Raw genomic sequence first — 20221 nt, forward strand, 5'->3', positions numbered from 1 at the left:
TGAGGTTACGGCTTTCATGCGTATACTCCCCCGCTTGGCGCGCTTTGTCGCGCTTGCTCCCGTTTTCCTGGCACTGTCCGCCTGCAAGTTGGAGGTTCTGAAACCCTCCGGCGATATCGCGGAACGCCAAAAGGATCTGCTTCTGGCCTCGACCGGCCTGATGCTTATCATCATCATTCCGGTGATGGTGCTGATCGTGCTGTTCTCGTGGCGCTATCGCGCTTCGAACCGCAACGCGACCTATAAGCCCAACTGGGACCACTCGACCAAATTCGAGCTGGTCATCTGGGCAGCACCGCTGCTGATCATCATCTGCCTTGGTGCGCTGACCTGGGTCGGCACGCACCTGCTGGACCCCTATCGTCCGCTGGACCGGCTAAGCGCCAGCCAGCCGGTTCCCGACAAGGACCCCTTCCGGGTCGAGGTCGTGGCGCTGGACTGGAAATGGCTGTTCATCTATCCCGAACAAGGCATTGCCACGATCAATGAACTGGCCGTGCCGGTCGACCGCGAGGTCGAGTTCAGCCTGACCTCTTCCTCGGTGATGAACGCCTTCTACATTCCGGCCATGGCGGGCATGATCTATGCCATGCCGGGCATGGAGACGACGCTGCACGGCGTCTTCAACAATACCGGCGAATATCAGGGCCTTGCCTCGCATTATTCGGGCCACGGCTTCTCGGGGATGCGGTTCAAGACGCACGCGCTTGAACAGGCCGCCTTCGACGAATGGGTGGACGAAGCCCGTGCCGGTGGTGGAATGCTGGATCGTCAGCGCTACCTGGAATTGGAAGCGCCGTCCGAGAACGTGAAGCCGATGTCCTTCGCCGATGTCGATCCCGAGCTGTTCGACCGCGTCGTCAACATGTGTGTCGAGCAGAACAAGATCTGCATGGCCGAGATGATGGCGCTGGACGCGCAGGGCGGAACCGGCCTTGCCGGCACGATCAACGTCGCCCAGCTGACCCATGACAAGAACGTCCGCCGCGGGCTTGCCCGCCCGGTCCTGGGGCAAGAGCCCTTCATGGTCACCAGCTTCTGCACGCCCGCCGACTCGGCCCGCATGTTCGACGACCTGCGCCAGTCGCAGCCGGTCACGCGTGTGGACCAGTCGCCGATGCGTGGCATCGCGCTGCCCCGCCCCGAAAATCGCCTAGGCCTTGGCATCGACATGCCGCGGCTCATCCAGGACGCACGGCGGACCAACGCCGTCGAGCCCCAACTCTGAGCCGGAGTCCCAGATGGCCATTCCAACAAATGTCGAAACCACCTTCCTTCTGGGGCGTCTGAACTGGGACGCCATCCCGAAGGAGCCGATCGTGCTGGCGACCTTCGTGGTCGTCGCGCTTGGCGGCGTGGCGCTGCTTGCCGCGCTGACCAAGTTCAAGCTCTGGGGTTATCTCTGGAAAGAGTGGTTCACCTCGGTCGACCACAAGAAGATCGGGATCATGTACATGATCCTTGGCCTCATCATGTTCGTGCGCGGTTTCGCCGACGCGGTCATGATGCGCCTTCAGCAAGCCATGGCCTTCAACGGGGCCGAGGGCTATCTGAATGCGCACCACTATGACCAGATCTTCACGGCGCATGGCGTCATCATGATCTTCTTCGTGGCGATGCCTTTCGTCACCGGTCTGATGAACTATGTCGTGCCGCTGCAGATCGGTGCCCGAGACGTGTCCTTCCCCTTCCTGAACAACTTCTCGTTCTGGATGACGGTGGGCGGCGCGGTCATCGTGATGATGTCGCTTTTCGTCGGCGAATTCGCGCAAACCGGCTGGCTGGCTTTCCCGCCGCTGTCGGGTATCGCCTATAGCCCGTGGGTCGGGGTCGACTATTACATCTGGGGCCTTCAGGTCGCCGGTGTCGGGACGACATTGTCGGGGATCAACCTGATGGTGACGATCCTGAAGATGCGCGCGCCGGGCATGACCATGATGAAGATGCCTGTCTTCACCTGGACCTCGTTCTGCACGAACATCCTGATCGTGGCCTCGTTCCCGGTCCTGACGATGACGCTGATCCTGCTGACGCTGGACCGCTATGTCGGCACCAACTTCTTCACCAATGACCTTGGTGGCAGCCCGATGATGTATATCAACCTCATCTGGATCTGGGGTCACCCGGAGGTCTATATCCTTATCCTGCCGCTCTTTGGCGTGTTCTCGGAGGTCACCTCGACCTTCTCGGGCAAGCGCCTGTTCGGCTATACCTCGATGGTCTATGCGACCGTCTGCATCACGGTCCTCAGCTATCTCGTGTGGCTGCACCACTTCTTCACGATGGGTTCGGGTGCCTCGGTGAACTCGTTCTTCGGGATCACCACGATGATCATCTCGATCCCGACGGGCGCGAAGCTGTTCAACTGGCTGTTCACCATGTATCACGGCCGCGTCCGCTTCGAACTGCCGATGATGTGGACCGTCGCGTTCATGCTGACCTTTACCATCGGTGGCATGACTGGCGTTCTGCTGGCGGTTCCCCCGGCCGACTTCGTGCTGCACAACTCGCTGTTCCTGATCGCGCACTTCCATAACGTGATCATCGGCGGCGTGGTGTTCGGGGTCTTCGCGGCGATCAACTATTGGTGGCCCAAGGCCTTCGGCTTCAAGCTGAACGTCTTCTGGGGCAAGGTCAGCTTCTGGTGCTGGGTCGTGGGTTTCTGGGTGGCCTTCATGCCGCTTTATATCCTGGGCCTGATGGGTGTGACCCGCCGGATGCGCGTCTTCGACGACCCGAGCCTGCAGATCTGGTTCATCATCGCCGGTATCGGCGCCTTCCTGATCGCTTGCGGCATCGGTGCGATGTTCGTCCAGTTCGGCATTTCCATCTGGAAGCGCAACGAGCCCGAATACCGCGACGTGACGGGCGACCCGTGGAACGGGCGGACGCTGGAATGGGCGACCTCGTCGCCGCCGCCGGCCTACAACTTCGCCTTTACCCCGGTCATTCACGGGCTTGATGCCTGGGCCGAGATGAAAGAGGCGGGGGCTGCGCGTCCGCAGGCCAGCTACATCCCGATCCACATGCCGCATTACACCGGCTCGGGTGTGGTCCTGGCTGCGCTTTGCACGGTCTTCGGCATCGCGATGATCTGGTACATCTGGTGGCTTGCCATCCTGTCCTTCGTGGGCGTGGTCGGCTACGCGATCTATCACACGTTCAACTACGACCGGGATTACTACGTCCCCGCCGAAGAGGTTCGCGCGGTCGAGAATGCCCGCGACGCCCAATTGGCACAGGGAGCATGATGCGATGAGCACCGTTACCCAAATCCAGGGCCCGGCCGACTATTGGGAGACCGAGCCCCACCATCACCCGGAAGGTGCCTCGACCAATATCGGCTTCTGGGTCTACCTGATGAGCGACTGCCTGATGTTCGCAGTCCTCTTCGCGACCTATGGGGTGCTTCACGGCAACCTTGCGGCCGGGCCGGGTCCGAAGGACCTGTTCGACCTCGAACTGGTGGCGGTCAACACCGCCATGCTGCTCTTCTCGTCGATCACCTACGGCTTCGCGATGCTTCGCATGGCCCGCGGCGACAAGGGGGGAACGCTGAAATGGCTGGCGATCACGCTGGTCTTCGGTCTGTGCTTCCTTTCGATCGAACTTTACGAGTTCAGCCACATGATCCACGAGGGGGCGGGGCCGCAGCGCTCGGCCTTCCTGTCGGCCTTCTTCACGCTGGTCGGCACCCACGGGCTGCACGTGACCTTCGGTTCGATCTGGCTGGTCACGCTGATGGTTCAGGTCACCAAGTTCGGCCTGACTGCGGCCAACCAAAGGCGCCTGATGTGCCTCAGCCTGTTCTGGCACTTCCTGGACCTGATCTGGATCGGGGTCTTCACCGTCGTCTATCTCATGGGGGTGATCTGATGGCACATTCGCATAACCATCATGGCGCGGACCATGGGGCGCATCACGGCCATGACGACCACCACGATCATGGCAGCTTCAAAAGCTACATGACCGGCTTCGTGCTGGCAGTGATCCTGACTGTGATCCCCTTCGGCATCGTCATGGGCGGGGGCTTCGACAGTCGCGCACTGACCATCGCGGTGGTCGTGCTGTGCGCGGCGGCGCAGGTGCTGGTCCACATGATCTACTTCCTGCACATGAACAGCTCGTCTGAAGAAGGCTGGACGCTTCTGTCCACCATCTTCACCGTGATGATCGTCGTCATCATGCTGGCAGGTTCGCTGTGGGTCATGTTCCACCTGAACACGAACATGATGCCGCAGATGAACCACGAATTGCAGGTCATGCCATGATATCGCGCGCGGCCCCCCAAGGGCCGCGTCGGTCCAGGTCACGACTGGCCTGGACCCTGATGGCGCTCGCCTCGACGGTGGGCGTCATTCTGTTTTGCGGACTGGGCATCTGGCAGGTGCAGCGCCTCGCCTGGAAAACCGACCTGATCGCGCGGGTCGAGGCGAGGCTGGCCGCCCCGGCGGTTCCGGCTCCGGCCGAGGCGGAATGGCCGGGGATCGCAAGCGGCCCCGACGAATATCGTCGGGTCGAGGTGACGGGCCAATTCGATTTCAGCCGTGACCGGCTGGTTCAGGCAGTTACGCAGCAGGGACCCGGCTTCTGGGTCATGACACCCCTGCAAACGGATCAGGGCTGGGCAGTCTGGATCAATCGCGGCTTCGTTCCGCAGGATCGCCGCGAGGCCGCCGACCGAATCCAGCCCAACGGCGACCAGGCCGTATCCGGACTTTTGCGGATCACGCAGCCTGACGGGGCTTTCCTTCGCTCGAATGATCCCGCGGCGGGTCGCTGGTATTCCCGCGATGTCGAGGCCCTGTCGGCAGATGCGGGCCTTGGCACGCATGCCCCCTATTTCATCGACGCCGACCCAGGCCAGAACCCGCAGGCCCTGCCGGTCGGTGGACTGACGGTAGTCAGTTTCCGCAACAGCCATCTCAGCTATGCGCTGACATGGTTCGCCATGGCCGCGGGTTTGGCGCTTGGCGCGTTCTACGTCCTCAGGGCGGATCGGCGGCTTGGAGACTAAGCCGTTCCCGCGTTTCGGGCGGTGTCAGATCGTGCAGGAAAGATCTTGCCCAGGTAGACACCGGATAGCTTTCCAGCCGCCGCATCAGGACCGAATGCCTGTCGCGCCGCTCCTCGATCGGCATGGTCAGGGCGCGGGCGATGGCATTCGCGACCTCCTCGACGTCATAGGGATTGACGATCAGGGCCGCGCCCATCTCTTCCGCGGCCCCGGCGAATTGCGACAGGACCAGAACGCCGGGATCCTCGGGGTCTTGCGCCGCGACATATTCCTTGGCCACAAGGTTCATCCCGTCCCGCAACGGTGTGACCAGCCCGACGCGCGCCAGCCGATAAAGCCCGGCCAGAAGGCTGTGGCTGAAGGCGCGGTTGATATAGCGCACCGGCACCCAGTCCAGCGTTCCATAGCTGGCATTCAGGCGACCCGCACGCTCGGCCACCTCCTGCTGGATGCGGTCATAGCCTTCGATCCCGCTACGCGAGGCCGGGGTGATCTGCAGGAAACTGACGCGGTTGTGCAGGCCACCGTGATTGTCCAGAAGCTGCTCGATCGCGCGCAGCCGTTCGGGAAGGCCCTTCGAGTAATCCAACCGGTCCACCCCGATCACCAGATCCCGCTGCCCGAATTGCTGATAAAGGTCGCGAATACGCGGCAGGTTGCGGGCGCGGCGCGCCCGGCTGGCGAATCCTTCGGTATCGATTGAAATGGGATAGTCCCCGATCCGCGTGCCGCGCGGAGGGGTCGTCGCCTCCAGCGTGCCGCGCATCGCTTCGACCGAGTCGCGCAGGTTTCGCACATCCGCGCGGGTCTGAAGCCCGACGACGTCATAGCTGAGCATCGCGGACAGGAAGCAGCGCGCGCGGGGCAGGGCCCGGAACATGTCCTGCGCGGGCCAGGGAATGTGGTGGAAATAACCGATGCGGTTCTGCACCCCCCTGTCGCGCAGGGCCGAGGCCAGCGGAATCAGGTGATAGTCATGCACCCAGATCAGATCGTCCGGCCGCAGCATCGGCAGCAGCGCATCTGCGAACTTGTCGTTGACCGCAAGATAGCGGTCCATGTCGCCGCGGGAATATTCCAGCAGATCCGCGCGATAATGGCAAAGCGGCCAGAGAACGCTGTTCGAGATCCCTTCATAATAGCCAGCAATATCCTCCTGCGTCAGATCCAGCGCCGCATAGGTGACCCTGCCTTCGACCTGCAGACGGGGCGCTGCGGCCTCATCGTTCGTCTTGCCCGACCAGCCCAGCCACAGGCCGTCCTCATCCTTCAGCGCCGCTTCCAGCGCCACGGCCAGCCCGCCGGCGGCGACACCCTTGCCAAGCGCGGGCAGCCGGTTCGAGACCACGACAAGACGGCTCATACGACGTCCTCCCACCGGCGCGACAGCTTGCCGGCGGCATTGATGAGACCTACCATTGAATAGGTCTGCGGGAAGTTGCCCCAAAGCGTGCGGCTGGCGACATGGACCCCCTCGGAGAGCAACCCCAGGCTGTTGCGCTGTGCCAGCACGGCGGCAAAGATCTCGCGCGCCTCGTCGGTCCGGCCCAGCCTGCTCAGCGCGTCGATGAGCCAGAAGGTGCAGGCGGTAAAGGCGGTTTCGGGCGCGCCGAAATCGTCAGGGGTCTTGTAGCGGAACAGGTGATGTCCCTGCCGCAACTCGGCCTCGATGGCCAGCACTGTGGCGCGGTAACGGGGATTGGCGCCGGTCGTATAGCCGATCTCGGTCATCAGCAGCAGGCTTGCGTCCAGGTCGTCGCTGCCAAAGGCCATGACATAGCTTTGGCGCGTCTCGCTCCAACCATAGGCTTCGATGGCCTCGCGTATTTTGGCGGCCTCGGCTCCCCAGCGGGTCGCGCGGTCCTCAAGCCCCAGATGCGCCGCGATCCGGGCCAGCCGGTCGCAGGCGCCCCAACACATCATGGCCGAATGGGTGTGGATGCTCTCGCGGGTCCGGAATTCCCATAGCCCGGCATCCGGCGTGTTCCAGCGGGCAACGGCCTGCTCGCCAAGTACCTCCAGCCGGTGAAACAGATCGATCCCGCCCAGCCGTGGCAGGCGTTCGTCAAAAAAGCATTGGCTGACTGCCAGGATGACCGAGCCATAGCCGTCATTCTGGACCTGCACATAGGCCGCATTGCCGCGCCGGACCGGGGCGTTCCCGGCATAGCCCGCAAGCGCGTCGCAGCTTTCCTCGACAATGACGCGTTCATGGCCAAGACCAAAAAGGGGCTGCATATAACCGTCAGGCGACCCGGTGGCGAGGTTCAGGACATATTCGAGATAGTCCTCCATCGTCTTGGTTACGCCCAGACTGTTCAGCGCCTTCACGGTGAAGAAGCTGTCGCGAAGCCAGCAATAGCGGTAGTCCCAGTTTCGTCCCGTGCCTTGGTATTCAGGGATAGAGGTCGTCAGCGCGGCGACGATCGCCCCCGTTTCCTCGTATTCGCACAGTTTCAGCGTGATTGCGGCCCTGATCACGGCATCCTGGTAATCGGGCGGGATCGACAGCGCGCGCACCCAGTCGGCCCAGTAGCCTTGCGTCCGGTCCAGAAAGCTTGCGGCCAGAACCTCGGGCGCTTCGCTGAGCGGTTCATCCGGGCCCAGCAGGAAGACCCGCGGCCGGTCCAGCAGGAACGGCGTCTCGTTCAGCACGAACTCAACCGGGGCCGAGGTGGTCAGCCGCAGCCGTTCTTCACCCAGTTCATAACGCAAGTGGTTCGACCCGCGCCGTACCGTGGCGGAATGGGCGCCATAACCGTGGCGTGGCCGAAGGCGCGTGGTGATGCGCGGCATTCCCTGCAGTGGTTCGATAATCCGGACCAGCGTGCGGCCCCTGAACATCCGCCCGCGGTCGCGAAAGCGGGGGAGGAAATCAATGATGCGCAGGCTGTTGCCCTGCGCGTCGATCTGCACCGTCTCTAGAATGGCGGTATTGCGGCGATAGCTTTGCCGTGTCTCGGTCAAGTCGTCACAGCGGACGGACCAGACCCCGTCCTGTGGCCCGACCTTGGGTTCCAGCAGACTGCAAAAGGCCGGGTCGCCGTCAAATCGCGGAAGGCACATCCAGACGATGTCGCCGAAGCGGTCGACAAGTGCGGCAGTGGCGGCATTCCCGATGATGCCCAGCTCTAGCGAGGGTTTCACGCTCAGATCCGTCATGCCGCCAACCTTTCGTTCAGCCATGCCGCCAGCGCTTCGGGCCCTGCAAGACGCAGATCGGCGGCAAGAGGAACCTCTCCCATCGCGACGGCAATGCCGCCGGCGGCTTGCGCGGAGGCAAGCATGGGAAGGTCATTCAGGTCGTCGCCAAAGGCAATCGGGCGGCGCCCGCGAAAGGCGGGAAGGGTCAAGAAACGGCGGAGCGCGGTGCCCTTGTCATCTCCGGCCGGGCGGATCTCGATTACGCTTTTGCCGGGTTGCAGGGACCAGCCGTCGCCGAGCCGGGCAAGGGCCTCCTGCGCGGCATGGGTCAATGCGGCCTCGGCTTCGGGCGCGCCGCGCCAGTGCAGGGCGAAGCCTTGCCGCTTGTCCTCCAGCAGCGCGCCGGGGTGGTCCGCGATCAGCCGTGCCAGATCGGGCAGAAGCGACCGGATGGCCGCCACGCGGGCGGCGACGATGCGGTCCGGGGTCGGGGCGGCATCCGGGAAGTCCATGCCATGCAACCCGGCGACCGGCAGATCCGGCCCGACCAGGGACACCAGTTCGCTGCTTTGGCGCCCGGTGATGATGGCGACCGCACCGCGGGTGCGAAGATATAGTTGGCCAAGATCGCGGCGCAGGCCCGGTGACAGGACCACATCCTGCGGGCGCGGTGCGATTTCGGCCAAAGTGCCGTCGAAATCAAAGAAAAACGCAAAACGCTCAAGATCGAGCGCACAGAATTCGGCAGTGATATCCTTCAAGCCATCCGTCCTTTCAGATGATGCTCTTGCATGATGACGACGCGCCCGGAGGGGTGCGAGGTTCGGGGTTCGCGACAGACGAGGCGGCACCCACTGCGAAGTAAAGACGGCAGGCGCAGTGGCGGTTCCCGCCGATCCGGGGATGCGGCGGCGCGCGGCCCGCTATTGCCCGATGAATGCCTGCATCTGCGCGGCGAAGGGGCAATTTGACAGCAAGCAGCGGGGCGTATCGGTCGAAGCGATCGCCTAGGCTCTGCCCATCATGAACGGGAAGGGCTATATCATGTTGATGGACCAGGATCAAAAGACCGCGCTCGATCCCCGCTGGCAGGCCGTGATGTCACGCGATCGCAGCGCCGATGGCACTTTCGTCTATGCGGTGCGCACGACCGGCGTCTATTGTCGGCCGTCCTGTGCGTCACGTCGCGCCAATCCCCGGAATGTCGGCTTCTTCGCAAGCCCCGACGCAGCCGAGGCGCAGGGGTTTCGCCCCTGCCTGCGCTGCAATCCGCGCGGCCAGTCCCCGGCGCAGGCCAATGCCGTGCTGGTCGCCGCCGCCTGCCGCATGATCGAAGAGGCCGAGGAAATGCCCTCGACCGAGGATCTGGCCCGGCGGATCGGCCTCAGCACCTTTCATTTTCACCGCCAGTTCAAGGCCGTGACCGGGATGACGCCGCGCCGCTATGGGGCGGCGCATCGGGCGGCGCGAGTCCGCGATGCCCTCGCCTCGGGTGCAAGTGTCACAGCGGCAATTCATGAGGCAGGGTTTGGTTCGGCCAGCCGTTTCTATGATGGTGCCGACAGCGCGATCGGCATGGCAGCATCGGCTTTCCGCAAGGGCGGAGAAGACGCGGTGATCCGCTTTGCGCTGGCCCAAAGCGCGCTGGGGGCGATCCTGGTCGCCAGCACCCACCGGGGCATCTGCGCGATTTCGCTCGGCGACGAACCCGAGCCTCTGCTGGCCGAGCTGCAGGACCGTTTCCCCAAGGCGCAGCTGATCGGCGGGGATGACGCATTCGAGGCGCTGGTTGCTCGCGTCGTCGCATTTGTCGAGGCGCCGGGGCAGGGGCTGGATCTGCCGCTGGACATTCGCGGGACAGCCTTTCAACAGCGCGTCTGGCAGGCCCTGCGCGACATCCGGGCGGGCGAGACTGTCAGCTATGCCGAACTTGCCGCGCGGATCGGTTCTCCTGCGGCGGTGCGGGCAGTGGCCGGGGCTTGCGCGGCGAACAAGCTGGCGGTGGTGATCCCGTGCCACCGCGTGGTGCGCAATGATGGCGCGCTGTCTGGTTATCGCTGGGGCGTCGAGCGCAAGCGCGAACTGCTTGACCGCGAGGCGACGCGCTAGCGTCCGCGCTGCCAGAACAGGGCATAGGCGAGGTAAAGCCCGGCCGCGGCAAAGCCCGCGGCCCAAAGCTGTGCGCCGTTGATATACTCAACCCCGGCCCAGGCCAGCGGGCCCAGGACGCAAAGCAGGCGTACCCAGAGACGGTCGAAGAAGGGGTTGTTCGGATCAACAAGCATGGCCCTGTCTAGCGCAGTCGGGAACCGGGATGAAGGGGGGCTGCGTTCCAATCTGCCGCTTTCGGAGATTGGCCATGTCGCAAGAACTGCAACGTATTTTCATGGGAGAGCAGGATCCGCTGTTTCTGGCCGAAATCCTGTTCCGCACCTGCATCATCTATTTCTATACGCTGGCGCTGATGCGCTGGATTGGCGGGCGCAGCATCGCGCAGCTTTCGATCGTCGAGTTCCTGCTGGTCATTGCGATCGGCTCGGCGGTCGGAGATTCGCTGTTCTATCCTGACGTGCCTCTGATCCCGGCGATGCTGGCGATCCTGCTGGTCGTGCTGGCCAACAAGCTGGTGGACCTTGCGATCATGCAGTCGTCGCGCCTGACTCGGTTCTTTGAAGGCAGTCCGCAGGTCGTCGTGATCGAGGGGCGCGTCGACCGCCACAAGATCCGCAGCCGCGGGATCGGAGAGCACGAGCTTTACATGAAGTTGCGCGACAAGGGCGTGGACGATCTTTCACAGGTGTTGCTGGCGGTGCTGGAAACCAACGGCACCGTGTCGGTCCTGGTCCGGTCACGGTCCGAGGTGCCTGCCACGGGCCTTTATCAACCGCCTGCCCTGCCCGAGGCCGAGCTTGCGGGGGCTGCGGGCATCACCGGATCTGCATCACGGTGATCCGATGCGACGCAGTGGGCCGCTTGCGCTGGGGTCAATTCCGCCGCAGTTTGCGATGCGTCACGGACGCGAGCATATCATGACCCAGCCCCAATTTCCCGGCATCCGCATCGATGCGGCCGAGATCCGCATCGTTCATCTGCCCCTGCTGACCCCCTTTGTCATCTCCACCGGGACGATGACGGACAAGATTTTTCCGCTTCTGACGCTGCGGGGCGATGGATTGGAGGGCTTTGGCGAAGGTGTCATGGACATCCTGCCGGATTATCTTGAGGAAACGCAGGCCGGATCGCTGGCTTTCCTGGAACAGGCGATCCTGCCGCAGATTCTGGGCCGCAGCTTTGCCTCGCCCGCGGAACTGGCGGCGATCCTTGATCCCTGGCGCGGACACCGGATGGCGAAGGCCATGGTCGAAATGGCGGTCTGGGACATGTGGGCCAAGGCGCTGAACATTCCCCTGACTGCCGCCCTTGGCGGCACCCGCGAGGCGGTCGAGGTGGGCGTCAGCCTGGGCATCGCGGATATCCCCACGACCCTTGAACGGGTCGCGACGGCGGTCGAGGGGGGGTATCGCCGCGTCAAGCTGAAGATCCGCCGTGGCCATGATCTGGAATTGCTGGCCGCGGTGCGCAATGCCTTTCCCACGATCAAGCTGACAGTCGATGCGAATACCGACTATCGCCTGCCGGATCTGCCCCTGCTGAAGACGATGGACCAGTTCGGGCTGGACTATATCGAGCAGCCCCTGGCCTTTGACGACATCGACGACCATTCCCGGATTCAACGTCACTTGTTGACGGCGATCTGCCTGGACGAAAGCATCCGTTCCGCCACCGACGCCCGCAAGGCGCTGGTGACCGAGGCTGCGCGGGTCATCAACATCAAGGTCGGGCGCGTCGGGGGCTTTGGCCCAGCCCGCGCCATCCACGACCTTTGCGCGGCCTTCGATGTTCCGGTCTGGTGCGGCGGGATGCTGGAATCGGGGATCGGCCGGGCACACAATATCCATCTGGCGAGTCTGCCCAATTTCTCGAAACCGGGCGATACATCTTCCGCAAGCCGCTACTTCAAAAGGGATATCGTCGAGCAGCAACTTGAGGCAGTTGGCGGGCTGATGCCGATACCGCGTCACGGCCCCGGTCTTGGGGTCACATTGGACCGCCCCTATCTCGACAGCGTGACTAGCCAGCGGCAAGACTTCCGGCCATGACCGAAATCGTGCTGCGCGAACTGGCGACACTGGCCGAGCTGAAAGCCTCGGAGGATTTCCAGCGTGCGGTCTGGGGTCAGGAAGATCCCGCTGACAATGCCGATCTGATGCTGGCGATCCAGCACGAAGGCGGACTTGTCGCTGGAGCGTTCGAAGGTGCGCGTATGCTGGCCTTCCTGTTCGCGTTTCCGAGCGCGACTCCAGGCGTCCAGCACTCGCACCGGCTGGGGGTTCTGCCGGAAGCGCGCGGGCTGAGGCTTGGCCTGCGGCTGAAATGGTTCCAGCGTGACTGGTGCCTGGCGCGCGGGTTAACGTTGGTTCGCTGGACCTATGATCCCCTGCGCGCCGTCAATGCCAGCCTGAATATCGGCGCGTTGGGAGCGACTTCCGGCACATATCTTGAAAACTACTATGGTGTGATGGAGGGGATCAACGCGGGGCTTCCCTCGGACCGAGTCATGGTGGACTGGCAGCTTGACAGTCCCGCGGTGGCGTTTCGGGCTGCCGGAACCAGACCCGCGCCCATGCCGGGGTCCACGCGCATTGCGATCCCTGCCGATCTTGACGGGCTGCTGCTGTGCGACATTGACGCTGCGCTGCTTGCGCGCATGGACCTGCGCAGGGCCTTGACCGAGGCCTTTGGCCGGGGCCAAAGGATCACTGGATTCGACAACCGCGATGCGGCCTATCTGCTTTCGGACGCGCAGTCCTGATCCGGGCGGGGGTCCCGTCCGACGCTGCACCACGAAGGAATGCTGGTAACGATGATGAACCCGATGTCGCTTGCGCAACGGCTTTTGCGCAAGAAGCCGATCAGTCTTTTCGCCGAGCAGGCCGCCGAACAGCGGGGCGCAGAGCTGGGCCGCAGCATCACGCTGTTCCAGTTGACCATGCTCGGTGTCGGCGCGACGGTCGGCACGGGCATCTTCTTCGTGCTCGCCGAACAGGTGCCGACGGCGGGACCGGCGGTGCTGGTTTCCTTTCTGATCGCGGGTTTCGCTGCCGGCCTGACCGCCCTTTGCTATGCCGAGATGAGTTCGATGATCCCGGTCGCGGGGTCCAGTTATTCCTATGCCTATGCCACGATGGGTGAGGGCGTGGCCTTTCTGGTCGCGGCCTGCCTTGTCCTTGAATACGGCGTCTCTGCCGGCGCGGTCGCCGTGGGGTGGAGCGAGTATCTGCACAACCTCATTTTCGTGACGACCGGATTGGAGCTGCCGCGCGCTCTGTTGCACGCCCCGCTTGTCGCCGAGGGATATACGCTGCACCGGGGCGGCGACGGGCTGATCAACCTGCCTGCCGCGTTTCTGGTCTTTCTTTGCTGTCTGCTGCTGATGCGGGGGGCGCGTGAATCCGCCCGTGCCAACGCGATCATGGTGATGGTCAAGCTGGCGGTGCTGGCGCTGTTTATCGTCCTTGCCTTCAGCGCCTTTGACAGTGGGAACCTTGTGCCCTTTGCCCCCCATGGCTTTGCGGGGATCAGCGCGGCAGCGGGGTCGATCTTCTTCACCTTCATAGGTCTTGATGCGGTGTCGACCGCGGGGGACGAGGTGCAGAATCCGCGCCGGAATCTGCCGCTGGCGATCATTTTGGCACTGTTCATCGTCATCGGCTTCTACCTTCTGGTCGCGCTGGCGGCGCTTGGCGCGCAGCCGCAAGGCATGTTCGGCGGACAGGAGGCCGGGCTTGCCGTCATCCTGCAGAACGTGACGGGATCGCCGATCCCCGCCGTGATCCTTTCGGCGGGTGCGGTCATCTCGGTCTTTTCGGTGACGCTGGTGGTGCTTTACGGACAGACGCGCATTCTGTTCGCCATGTCGCGCGACGGATTGCTGCCGCCGGTCTTCAGTCGTGTGAACGCCCATACCCGCGTCCCTGCGGTGAACACGGTGATCGTGTCCTGCTTTGTCGGTGCCATCGCGGCCTTCCTGCCCGCGGACATCCTGTGGGACCTGACCAGCATGGGCACGCTGACGGCGTTTACCGTGGTGTCGCTTGGCGTCATCATCCTGCGCTATCGCAGCCCCGAGGCGCCGCGCGGGTTCCGCGTGCCGCTGTTCCCGGTACTGCCGATCCTCAGCATCCTGTGCTGCCTTTACCTGATTTCCAGCCTGCCGATGATTGTCTTCCGCATGACGGCGATCTGGCTGATCCTCGCCGCGGCATTCTATCTGCTTTATGCCTCGCGCAGATCGGTGCTTGAGGGGCGTGACGCTGGGTCAGGCCTGCGCGGGAAGGGCCAGCCGGGCGAATAGCGCCTTTACTTATGCAGCAGGGTCGTCTAAACGGCGGCCTTTGGCTCCGCGTGTCCGGAGCGGCGAAGGGTTTGGTTCCCTGCCGCGAAGGGTCTGGTGCCGCTCATCGGGTGTTCGGCACCCCCTTTTCTGGCGAAAACATGACAGAACTTCGTATTGCCGGGCCTTTGGCCGCGGCACTGGCAGCCAAGGGCTATGCCAGCCTGACCTCCGTGCAAGATGCCGTCCTGGCGGATGATACTTCCGGTCGCGACCTGCTGGTCTCGGCCCAGACCGGTTCGGGCAAGACCGTGGCCTTTGGCCTGGCCATGGCACCCGACATCCTGGGCGATGGCGACACCCTGGCGCCTGCCGAGGTGCCACTGGCGCTGGCCATTGCACCGACGCGCGAACTGGCGCTGCAAGTCGCCCGCGAACTGGCCTGGCTTTACGGCGAGGCAGGTGCGCGCATTGCAACCTGTGTCGGCGGCATGGATTACCGCAACGAACGCCGTGCGCTTGAGCGCGGGGCCCATATCGTCGTCGGTACGCCCGGTCGCTTGCGCGACCATATCGAACGTGGCGGGCTGGACCTGTCCGGCCTGCGCGCCGCGGTCCTGGACGAGGCCGACGAGATGCTGGATCTTGGTTTCCGCGAGGATCTGGAATTCATTCTTGAAGCGGCCCCGGCCGAGCGCCGGACGCTGATGTTCTCGGCCACCGTGCCCCCGGCGATCGAAAAGCTGGCCAAGGATTTCCAGCGCGACGCGCTGCGCATTGTTGCGCATGGCGAGGCTCGCCAGCATGGCGACATCGAATACCGTGCGATCAGCGTGCAGACGCGTGACCGCGAACCGGCGATCTTCAACCTGCTGCGGCTGTACGAGGCGCAGACGGCCATCGTCTTCTGCAAGACCCGCGCGAATGTCAGCTATCTGCTGGCACGCATGGCCAATCGCGGCTTCAAGGCGGTTGCGCTTTCGGGTGAGCTTAGCCAGCAGGAACGCAGCCACGCACTTCAGGCGCTGCGGGACGGTCGCGCGCAGGTTTGCATCGCGACCGACGTGGCCGCGCGCGGCATCGACCTGCCGGGGCTGGAACTGGTGATCCATGCCGATCTGCCGACCAATGCCGAAACGCTGCTGCACCGTTCTGGTCGGACGGGCCGCGCCGGGTCCAAGGGGGTCTCGGCCCTGATCGTGATCGCGCCGGAATACAAGAAGGCGCAGCGCCTGCTGAAATTCGCCAAGATCGAGGCCGAATGGTCCGGTGCGCCCTCGGCGGACGAGGTGCGGGCCAAGGACGACACGCGGATGCTGGAACATCCCGCGCTGCTGGAAGAAGTCGGTGACGATGCCGTGCAGGCGGGGGATCTGATCTCGCGCTTCGGGGCCGAGCAAGTCGCCGCGGCCTTCATCCGGCTGTGGCGCGAAGGCCGCCCCGCTGCCGAGGAACTGGCTGTGATGACCGAGCGTCCGGCGCCGAGCGCCCCGCGCGAACCGCGCGAATTTGGGGATTCGGTCTGGTTCTCGCTTTCCGTCGGCTATTCTGGCCGGGCCGAGGCCCGCTGGCTGCTGCCGAAAATCTGCGAAGCAGGGGGTGTCACCAAGGACGTCATTGGCGCGATCAAGGTGCGTGATCACGAAAGCTTCGTGCAGATCGCTGCCGCCGCCGCCGACCGCTTTGGCGAGGCGACCGAGCTGGAAGAGGGCCTGATGATGGTCCGTCATCCCGGTATGCCCAATTTCGAACGCAGCAGCGGGGCCCCGGCACCCCGTCGCGAAGCGCCCGCCAAGAAGGGCTATCCGAAGAAGAAGCCCGAGGGCTCGTTCGAAAAACGCCCGCGTGGCGAATGGCGCGAAGAGCAGCCGCAATCCGAAGCCGCCGCCCCGGCTGCCCGCAAGGCGCGTTGGACCACGGCGGAAAAATCGGGCAAGCGCACGAATGACGCGGTGGCCCCCTGGACCAAAAGCAAGCCTGCCAAGGCCGAAGGGAAGGCCGGTTGGGCCAAGCCCGCGCCGCGGCGCAAGGCTGAAACCGGCAAGACCGGCTTTGCCAAGGGTCGCAAGGGATAAGAAAAAGACGCCCGGCCAATAGGCCGGGCGTTTTTCATTCAGTAGGGCAGGCCGACATAGTTTTCGGCCAGCGCTGTCTGGGCCGCCGTGGAATGGGCAAGGTAATCGACCTCGGCCGCCTGCATCCGCGCCAGGAACGATCCTTCGGCCGGGAAGTGGTGCAGCATCCGTGTCAGCGACCACGAAAAGCGCGAGGCTTTCCAGACGCGCGCCAGCGCGGTGGCGGAATAGGCGGCAAGCAGCCCTTCGTCTCCCGCGTAATGCGCGATCAGCGCCTTCGACAGGTAATGGATGTCCGAGGCGGCAAGGTTCAGCCCCTTGGCCCCGGTCGGGGGCACGATATGCGCGGCGTCCCCGGCAAGATAGATGCGCCCCCAGCTCATCGGTTCGGAGATGAAGCTGCGCAGCGGCGCGATGCTTTTCTCGATAGAAGGTCCGGTGACCAGGGTCTCGGCCAGATGCGGGGGCAGGCGCCGCCGCAGCTCGGCCCAGAAGGCGTCATCGCTCCAATCCCCGGCCTTGCCGGTCAGCGGAACTTGCAGGTAATGGCGGCTGAGATTGGCATTGCGCATCGAACAAAGCGCAAAGCCGCGCTCATGCCCGGAATAGACCAGTTCGTCCGCAACCGGCGGCGTATGGGCCAGAATCCCCAGCCAGCCGAAGGGATAGACGTTCTCAAACTCGCGGCGTACCGCCTTGGGGATGGTGTTGCGGCTGACACCGTGGAATCCGTCGCACCCGGCGATGAAATCGCAATCGACGCGATGGCTACGGCCTTGGTGGGTGAAGGTGACATGGGGGGCGTCGCTGTCGGCGTCGTGGATCGCGACATCCTCGGCCTCGTGAAAGACGGGCGCGCCGATGCGGTCCAGCTCCTCATACAGGTCGCGCGTGACCTCGGTCTGGCCATAGATGGTCACGGTCTTGCCGGTCAGCTTCTTGAAGTCGATATGAACGGTGGTTCCGTGGGCGGTGATGATGGTCCCGTCATGGACAAAACCTTCCGCCTGCATCCGTGAACCGATGCCGGCTTCGCGCAGCATGTCGCACAGGCCCTGTTCCAGCACGCCCGCCCGGATCCGGGACAGGACATAGTCGCGAGAGCGCCGTTCCAGCACGACCGCATCCACGCCCGCGCGGCGCAGAAGCAATGAAAGCAGCAGCCCGGACGGACCGCCGCCAATGATGCAGACCTGATGGCGCATGATCTTTCTCCTCCTCGAGCGGCGAAACCGTGCCGCTCATGATCTGCGGCAAAATGGCGCAAGCCATCCTGCCACGAAATGGACGAGGCGTCGGAAAGATTGGACGGATCGTCAGTCGGTCCCGCCCTGTCGGCGGAAGGCTCCCGGCGAAAGCCCCACGCGCTGCGTGAAGAAGCGGTTGAAATAGGCCGGGTCGTCGAAGCCTGCCATATGTGCGATCTGCGCTACGCTGTTGTCGGTATAAATCAGGTAGCGTTTGGCCTCGAGCAGGACGCGTTCATGCAGGATCTCGGTCGCGGTGCGGCCCGCGCGCAGCTTGCAGGCGGCGTTCAGCCGCGCGGTCGTCACCGCCAGTTCGGCGGCATAGAAAGAGGGCGAGCGCTGGTCCCGAAAATGAGCCTCGACCAGTGCGCGATACCGGATCAGTAGATCCTGATCGCGGTCGGCGGGGGCAAGCTCGGTCGGTTCCTGGGCGATGCCAAGCCGCAGGACGATCACCAGAAGCCGCATGAACAGGGCCATGATGGCCGAGCGACGCCCAGGGGCGGACCAGATGAACTCGCGGTGCAGCCAATGGAAGGTATCGATGATCGCGGGAATGTCGACACCGGACCCGGTCAGACCCATCACGGCGGGGCGTGCGACGGCAAGAGCCAGCCGCGCATCGGTCGCCGTCGCGGCATTCAGCCAGCCAAGGGCCGCAGTGACGACATAGCCGTCGGTGCCGGGGTCGAATTCGAACTGGTGGACGCAACCCGCAGGCAGGACCAGCACGGCGGGGGCGGGGATCGACTGGCTTCGATCCTCAAGCCGGATGGTGCCGCCGCCGCTTTGGATCAGCATGATCTGCATGTGATCGGGATGGGCATGGGCCTGGATGCGCCAGCCGTTGGGACCGCTGCGGTCCAGGATCGGCTCGACATGCAGGAAGTCCAGTTCGACATCCTGATCCCGGTCCCCATAGAGGTAGTAATGCGGGATACCTGTCTGCGGGGTCCGGGTCATGGCGCGTCCTTGCCCAGGTCCGGCGCCCGAAAAAAAATCGGGCGCGGGAAGGGGTCGTTCAGACCTTTTGTTTCATCACCTGCGTCGTGGTGATGGCGATCGCCGCCAGCAGGCCCACGACGGCAAAGACATAAAAGCCCCAAGGGTGTCCGACGCCAAGCGAAACCAGCGTTCCGCCCAGCAGCGGACCCGAGATCGCGCCGATCCGCCCGATCCCCGCCGCCATTCCAAGTGCGGTGGCCCGGATCGCGGGCGGGTGGTTCGCAGCCGTATAGGCATAGACCAGCACCTGAGCCGAGAAGACGAAGCAGCCAGTGACGAAGACCAGCGGGTAAAGCGCCAGCGCCGGAACCTTGACGGAAAGCGCGGCAAGGAAACCGGCGCTTGCCAGGAACCACAGGATCGCGGCGGGCTTCAACCCGATCCGGTCGCCGACCTGCCCCGCGACCAGAAGCCCGCAGATGGCGCCGATATTCATCAGAAGCAGCAGGAGCAGGCCCTGTTGCAGACCGTATCCGGCCTGGATCATCAGCGTGGGCAGCCAGGTATTCAGCGCATAGACCAGCAGCAGCCCCATGAATGAGGTGACCCAGATGCCGATGCTGTTGCGCAGCAGGGGGGCACGGAATAGTGCGCCTGCGGTTTGCGCCGGAACACCTTCGACCGGGGCAGAGGCGATTTCGATCGAGATGCCGTTGGCGCGGGCGATGGCCTCGGCCTCGTCCCGGCGACCCTTGGCCAACAGGAAGGCGGGCGATTCCGGCAAGTGCATCAGCATCAGCGGCACCAGCACCAGACCGGGGAGCGCACCGGCGATGAACATGGCGCGCCAGCCCAGGGTGGGCAACAAGGCCAGCCCAAGCAGCGCGGTCGCAACCGCGCCGACATGATAGCCCGTCATCACCCGGGTCGAGGCCTTTCCGGCCTGCCCACGCGAGAACTCTGTCACCAGCGCAATCGCGGTCGGCAGGCAGCCGCCCAGACCAAAACCCGCCAGGAAGCGATAGATCGCAAGCTGAACCCAATCATGGGCAAAGGCGCAGGCGAGGGTCGCCAGCGAAAACGCGGCCACGGCCCAGATCATCGACTTGCGCCGTCCGAAGCGGTCGGTCATCGCCCCGATCAACAGGGCGCCCAGCGTCATGCCGACAAGGCTGATCGTCGAAACGAAGGTCGCCTCGGGCTTGGTCATAAAGGGCGATTCGCCGCCCGTCAGCGTTGGGATCAAGGCGCCGAGCACCACCAGATCGAACCCGTCCAGCACCACCGCGACCCAGCAAAGGCTGGAGATCCAGCCTGCGCCGGCCAGCAGGCGCTTATGTCCATCCGTCACCAAGATGCAGTTCCTCCTCGAATTCCGGAATGCGGAACCGTGCTCCTC

Annotated in this window: 18 protein-coding genes; 11 read left to right on the forward strand and 7 right to left on the reverse strand. The window is 64.1% G+C overall.

Translation table 11 applies throughout. The annotated features are described in order from the left end of the window. The first annotated feature begins 16 nt into the window (after positions 1-16). From cyoA to RM190_RS19020, 5 genes are read left to right on the forward strand one after another with little or no spacing between them, the layout of a single operon-like run. Entirely contained in the window at positions 17-1228 is a 1212-nt protein-coding gene (gene cyoA, locus RM190_RS19000; RefSeq protein ID WP_311761041.1) for a ubiquinol oxidase subunit II, read from the forward strand. A gap of 13 nt (positions 1229-1241) precedes the next feature. Beyond that, the gene (cyoB, locus tag RM190_RS19005; RefSeq protein WP_311761042.1) at positions 1242-3251 is read left to right on the forward strand and encodes a cytochrome o ubiquinol oxidase subunit I; all 2010 of its coding nucleotides are present in this window, start codon (positions 1242-1244) and stop codon (positions 3249-3251) included. 4 nt (positions 3252-3255) lie between these two features. Then, positions 3256-3876, forward strand: a complete 621-nt coding sequence (gene cyoC, locus RM190_RS19010; protein ID WP_311761043.1) for a cytochrome o ubiquinol oxidase subunit III — start codon at positions 3256-3258, stop codon at positions 3874-3876. Continuing rightward, on the forward strand, positions 3876-4271 hold the full coding sequence (cyoD, locus tag RM190_RS19015; protein WP_311761044.1) for a cytochrome o ubiquinol oxidase subunit IV: 396 nt from the start codon (positions 3876-3878) through the stop codon (positions 4269-4271). The genes cyoC and cyoD overlap by 1 nt, the downstream gene beginning before the upstream one ends. A gap of 59 nt (positions 4272-4330) precedes the next feature. Further along, positions 4331-5017 (forward strand): SURF1 family protein, encoded by a 687-nt coding sequence (locus RM190_RS19020; RefSeq protein ID WP_311761045.1) that lies wholly within the window; start codon positions 4331-4333, stop codon positions 5015-5017. Here RM190_RS19020 and RM190_RS19025 read toward each other — a convergent pair. The 3 genes from RM190_RS19025 to otsB are packed head-to-tail and all read right to left on the reverse strand — an operon-like array spanning position 4989 to position 8922. Next, complete coding sequence (locus RM190_RS19025) at positions 4989-6380, reverse strand: alpha,alpha-trehalose-phosphate synthase (UDP-forming) (RefSeq protein WP_311761046.1); 1392 nt, start codon at positions 6378-6380, stop codon at positions 4989-4991. The two genes, RM190_RS19020 and RM190_RS19025, sit on opposite strands and share 29 nt — an antisense overlap. Beyond that, on the reverse strand, positions 6377-8179 hold the full coding sequence (locus RM190_RS19030) for a glycoside hydrolase family 15 protein (protein WP_311761047.1): 1803 nt from the start codon (positions 8177-8179) through the stop codon (positions 6377-6379). The genes RM190_RS19025 and RM190_RS19030 overlap by 4 nt, the downstream gene beginning before the upstream one ends. Then, positions 8176-8922, reverse strand: a complete 747-nt coding sequence (otsB, locus tag RM190_RS19035; protein ID WP_311761048.1) for a trehalose-phosphatase — start codon at positions 8920-8922, stop codon at positions 8176-8178. Before otsB ends, RM190_RS19030 begins: the two co-directional genes overlap by 4 nt. Positions 8923-9211: 289 nt before the next feature. On the opposite strand from otsB, the gene ada reads away from it, so the two are divergent. Then, a complete protein-coding gene (gene ada / locus RM190_RS19040; protein ID WP_311761049.1) occupies positions 9212-10270 on the forward strand; it encodes a bifunctional DNA-binding transcriptional regulator/O6-methylguanine-DNA methyltransferase Ada in 1059 nt (352 codons plus the stop codon). Here ada and RM190_RS19045 read toward each other — a convergent pair. Continuing rightward, positions 10267-10446, reverse strand: a complete 180-nt coding sequence (locus tag RM190_RS19045; RefSeq protein ID WP_311761050.1) for a hypothetical protein — start codon at positions 10444-10446, stop codon at positions 10267-10269. The genes ada and RM190_RS19045 overlap by 4 nt on opposite strands. Positions 10447-10520: 74 nt before the next feature. Here RM190_RS19045 and RM190_RS19050 point away from each other — a divergent pair, with 74 nt between their 5' ends. The 5 genes from RM190_RS19050 (at position 10521) to RM190_RS19070 (ending at position 16630) form a co-directional block, all read left to right on the forward strand. Further along, complete coding sequence (locus RM190_RS19050) at positions 10521-11111, forward strand: DUF421 domain-containing protein (RefSeq protein WP_311761051.1); 591 nt, start codon at positions 10521-10523, stop codon at positions 11109-11111. A gap of 79 nt (positions 11112-11190) precedes the next feature. Beyond that, complete coding sequence (gene menC / locus RM190_RS19055) at positions 11191-12321, forward strand: o-succinylbenzoate synthase (protein ID WP_311761052.1); 1131 nt, start codon at positions 11191-11193, stop codon at positions 12319-12321. Continuing rightward, positions 12318-13034: a GNAT family N-acetyltransferase gene (locus RM190_RS19060; protein ID WP_311761053.1), complete on the forward strand. Its 717-nt coding sequence runs from the start codon at positions 12318-12320 to the stop codon at positions 13032-13034. The genes menC and RM190_RS19060 overlap by 4 nt, the downstream gene beginning before the upstream one ends. Before the next feature lie 51 nt (positions 13035-13085). After that, positions 13086-14576: an amino acid permease gene (locus RM190_RS19065; RefSeq protein WP_311761054.1), complete on the forward strand. Its 1491-nt coding sequence runs from the start codon at positions 13086-13088 to the stop codon at positions 14574-14576. A gap of 140 nt (positions 14577-14716) precedes the next feature. Next, on the forward strand, positions 14717-16630 hold the full coding sequence (locus RM190_RS19070; RefSeq protein ID WP_311761055.1) for a DEAD/DEAH box helicase: 1914 nt from the start codon (positions 14717-14719) through the stop codon (positions 16628-16630). 38 nt (positions 16631-16668) lie between these two features. Here the strand turns inward: RM190_RS19070 and pobA are convergent, their stop codons facing one another. From pobA to RM190_RS19085, 3 genes are all read right to left on the reverse strand, one after another. Next, complete coding sequence (pobA, locus tag RM190_RS19075; protein ID WP_311761056.1) at positions 16669-17835, reverse strand: 4-hydroxybenzoate 3-monooxygenase; 1167 nt, start codon at positions 17833-17835, stop codon at positions 16669-16671. Between the two features lie 111 nt (positions 17836-17946). Beyond that, positions 17947-18840 (reverse strand): helix-turn-helix domain-containing protein, encoded by an 894-nt coding sequence (locus RM190_RS19080; protein WP_311761057.1) that lies wholly within the window; start codon positions 18838-18840, stop codon positions 17947-17949. Between the two features lie 58 nt (positions 18841-18898). After that, entirely contained in the window at positions 18899-20173 is a 1275-nt protein-coding gene (locus tag RM190_RS19085; protein WP_311761058.1) for an MFS transporter, read from the reverse strand. Positions 20174-20221 lie beyond the last annotated feature (48 nt).

The sequence above is a fragment of the Paracoccus broussonetiae genome (genome assembly GCF_031854425.1).
Taxonomy (GTDB): domain Bacteria; phylum Pseudomonadota; class Alphaproteobacteria; order Rhodobacterales; family Rhodobacteraceae; genus Paracoccus; species Paracoccus broussonetiae.

Excerpts from the sequence above, each read along its gene's own strand:
- RM190_RS19045 (WP_311761050.1), bottom strand. The coding sequence starts at position 10,446 with ATGCTTGTTGATCCGAACAACCCCTTCTTCGACCGTCTCTGGGTACGC.
- menC (WP_311761052.1), top strand. The coding sequence starts at position 11,191 with ATGACCCAGCCCCAATTTCCCGGCATCCGCATCGATGCGGCCGAGATC.
- cyoB (WP_311761042.1), top strand. The coding sequence starts at position 1,242 with ATGGCCATTCCAACAAATGTCGAAACCACCTTCCTTCTGGGGCGTCTG.
- ada (WP_311761049.1), top strand. The coding sequence starts at position 9,212 with ATGGACCAGGATCAAAAGACCGCGCTCGATCCCCGCTGGCAGGCCGTG.
- RM190_RS19050 (WP_311761051.1), top strand. The coding sequence starts at position 10,521 with ATGTCGCAAGAACTGCAACGTATTTTCATGGGAGAGCAGGATCCGCTG.
- cyoC (WP_311761043.1), top strand. The coding sequence starts at position 3,256 with ATGAGCACCGTTACCCAAATCCAGGGCCCGGCCGACTATTGGGAGACC.
- RM190_RS19020 (WP_311761045.1), top strand. The coding sequence starts at position 4,331 with ATGGCGCTCGCCTCGACGGTGGGCGTCATTCTGTTTTGCGGACTGGGC.
- RM190_RS19080 (WP_311761057.1), bottom strand. The coding sequence starts at position 18,840 with ATGACCCGGACCCCGCAGACAGGTATCCCGCATTACTACCTCTATGGG.
- RM190_RS19030 (WP_311761047.1), bottom strand. The coding sequence starts at position 8,179 with ATGACGGATCTGAGCGTGAAACCCTCGCTAGAGCTGGGCATCATCGGG.
- pobA (WP_311761056.1), bottom strand. The coding sequence starts at position 17,835 with ATGCGCCATCAGGTCTGCATCATTGGCGGCGGTCCGTCCGGGCTGCTG.
- RM190_RS19065 (WP_311761054.1), top strand. The coding sequence starts at position 13,086 with ATGATGAACCCGATGTCGCTTGCGCAACGGCTTTTGCGCAAGAAGCCG.
- RM190_RS19060 (WP_311761053.1), top strand. The coding sequence starts at position 12,318 with ATGACCGAAATCGTGCTGCGCGAACTGGCGACACTGGCCGAGCTGAAA.
- RM190_RS19070 (WP_311761055.1), top strand. The coding sequence starts at position 14,717 with ATGACAGAACTTCGTATTGCCGGGCCTTTGGCCGCGGCACTGGCAGCC.
- RM190_RS19025 (WP_311761046.1), bottom strand. The coding sequence starts at position 6,380 with ATGAGCCGTCTTGTCGTGGTCTCGAACCGGCTGCCCGCGCTTGGCAAG.
- cyoA (WP_311761041.1), top strand. The coding sequence starts at position 17 with ATGCGTATACTCCCCCGCTTGGCGCGCTTTGTCGCGCTTGCTCCCGTT.
- cyoD (WP_311761044.1), top strand. The coding sequence starts at position 3,876 with ATGGCACATTCGCATAACCATCATGGCGCGGACCATGGGGCGCATCAC.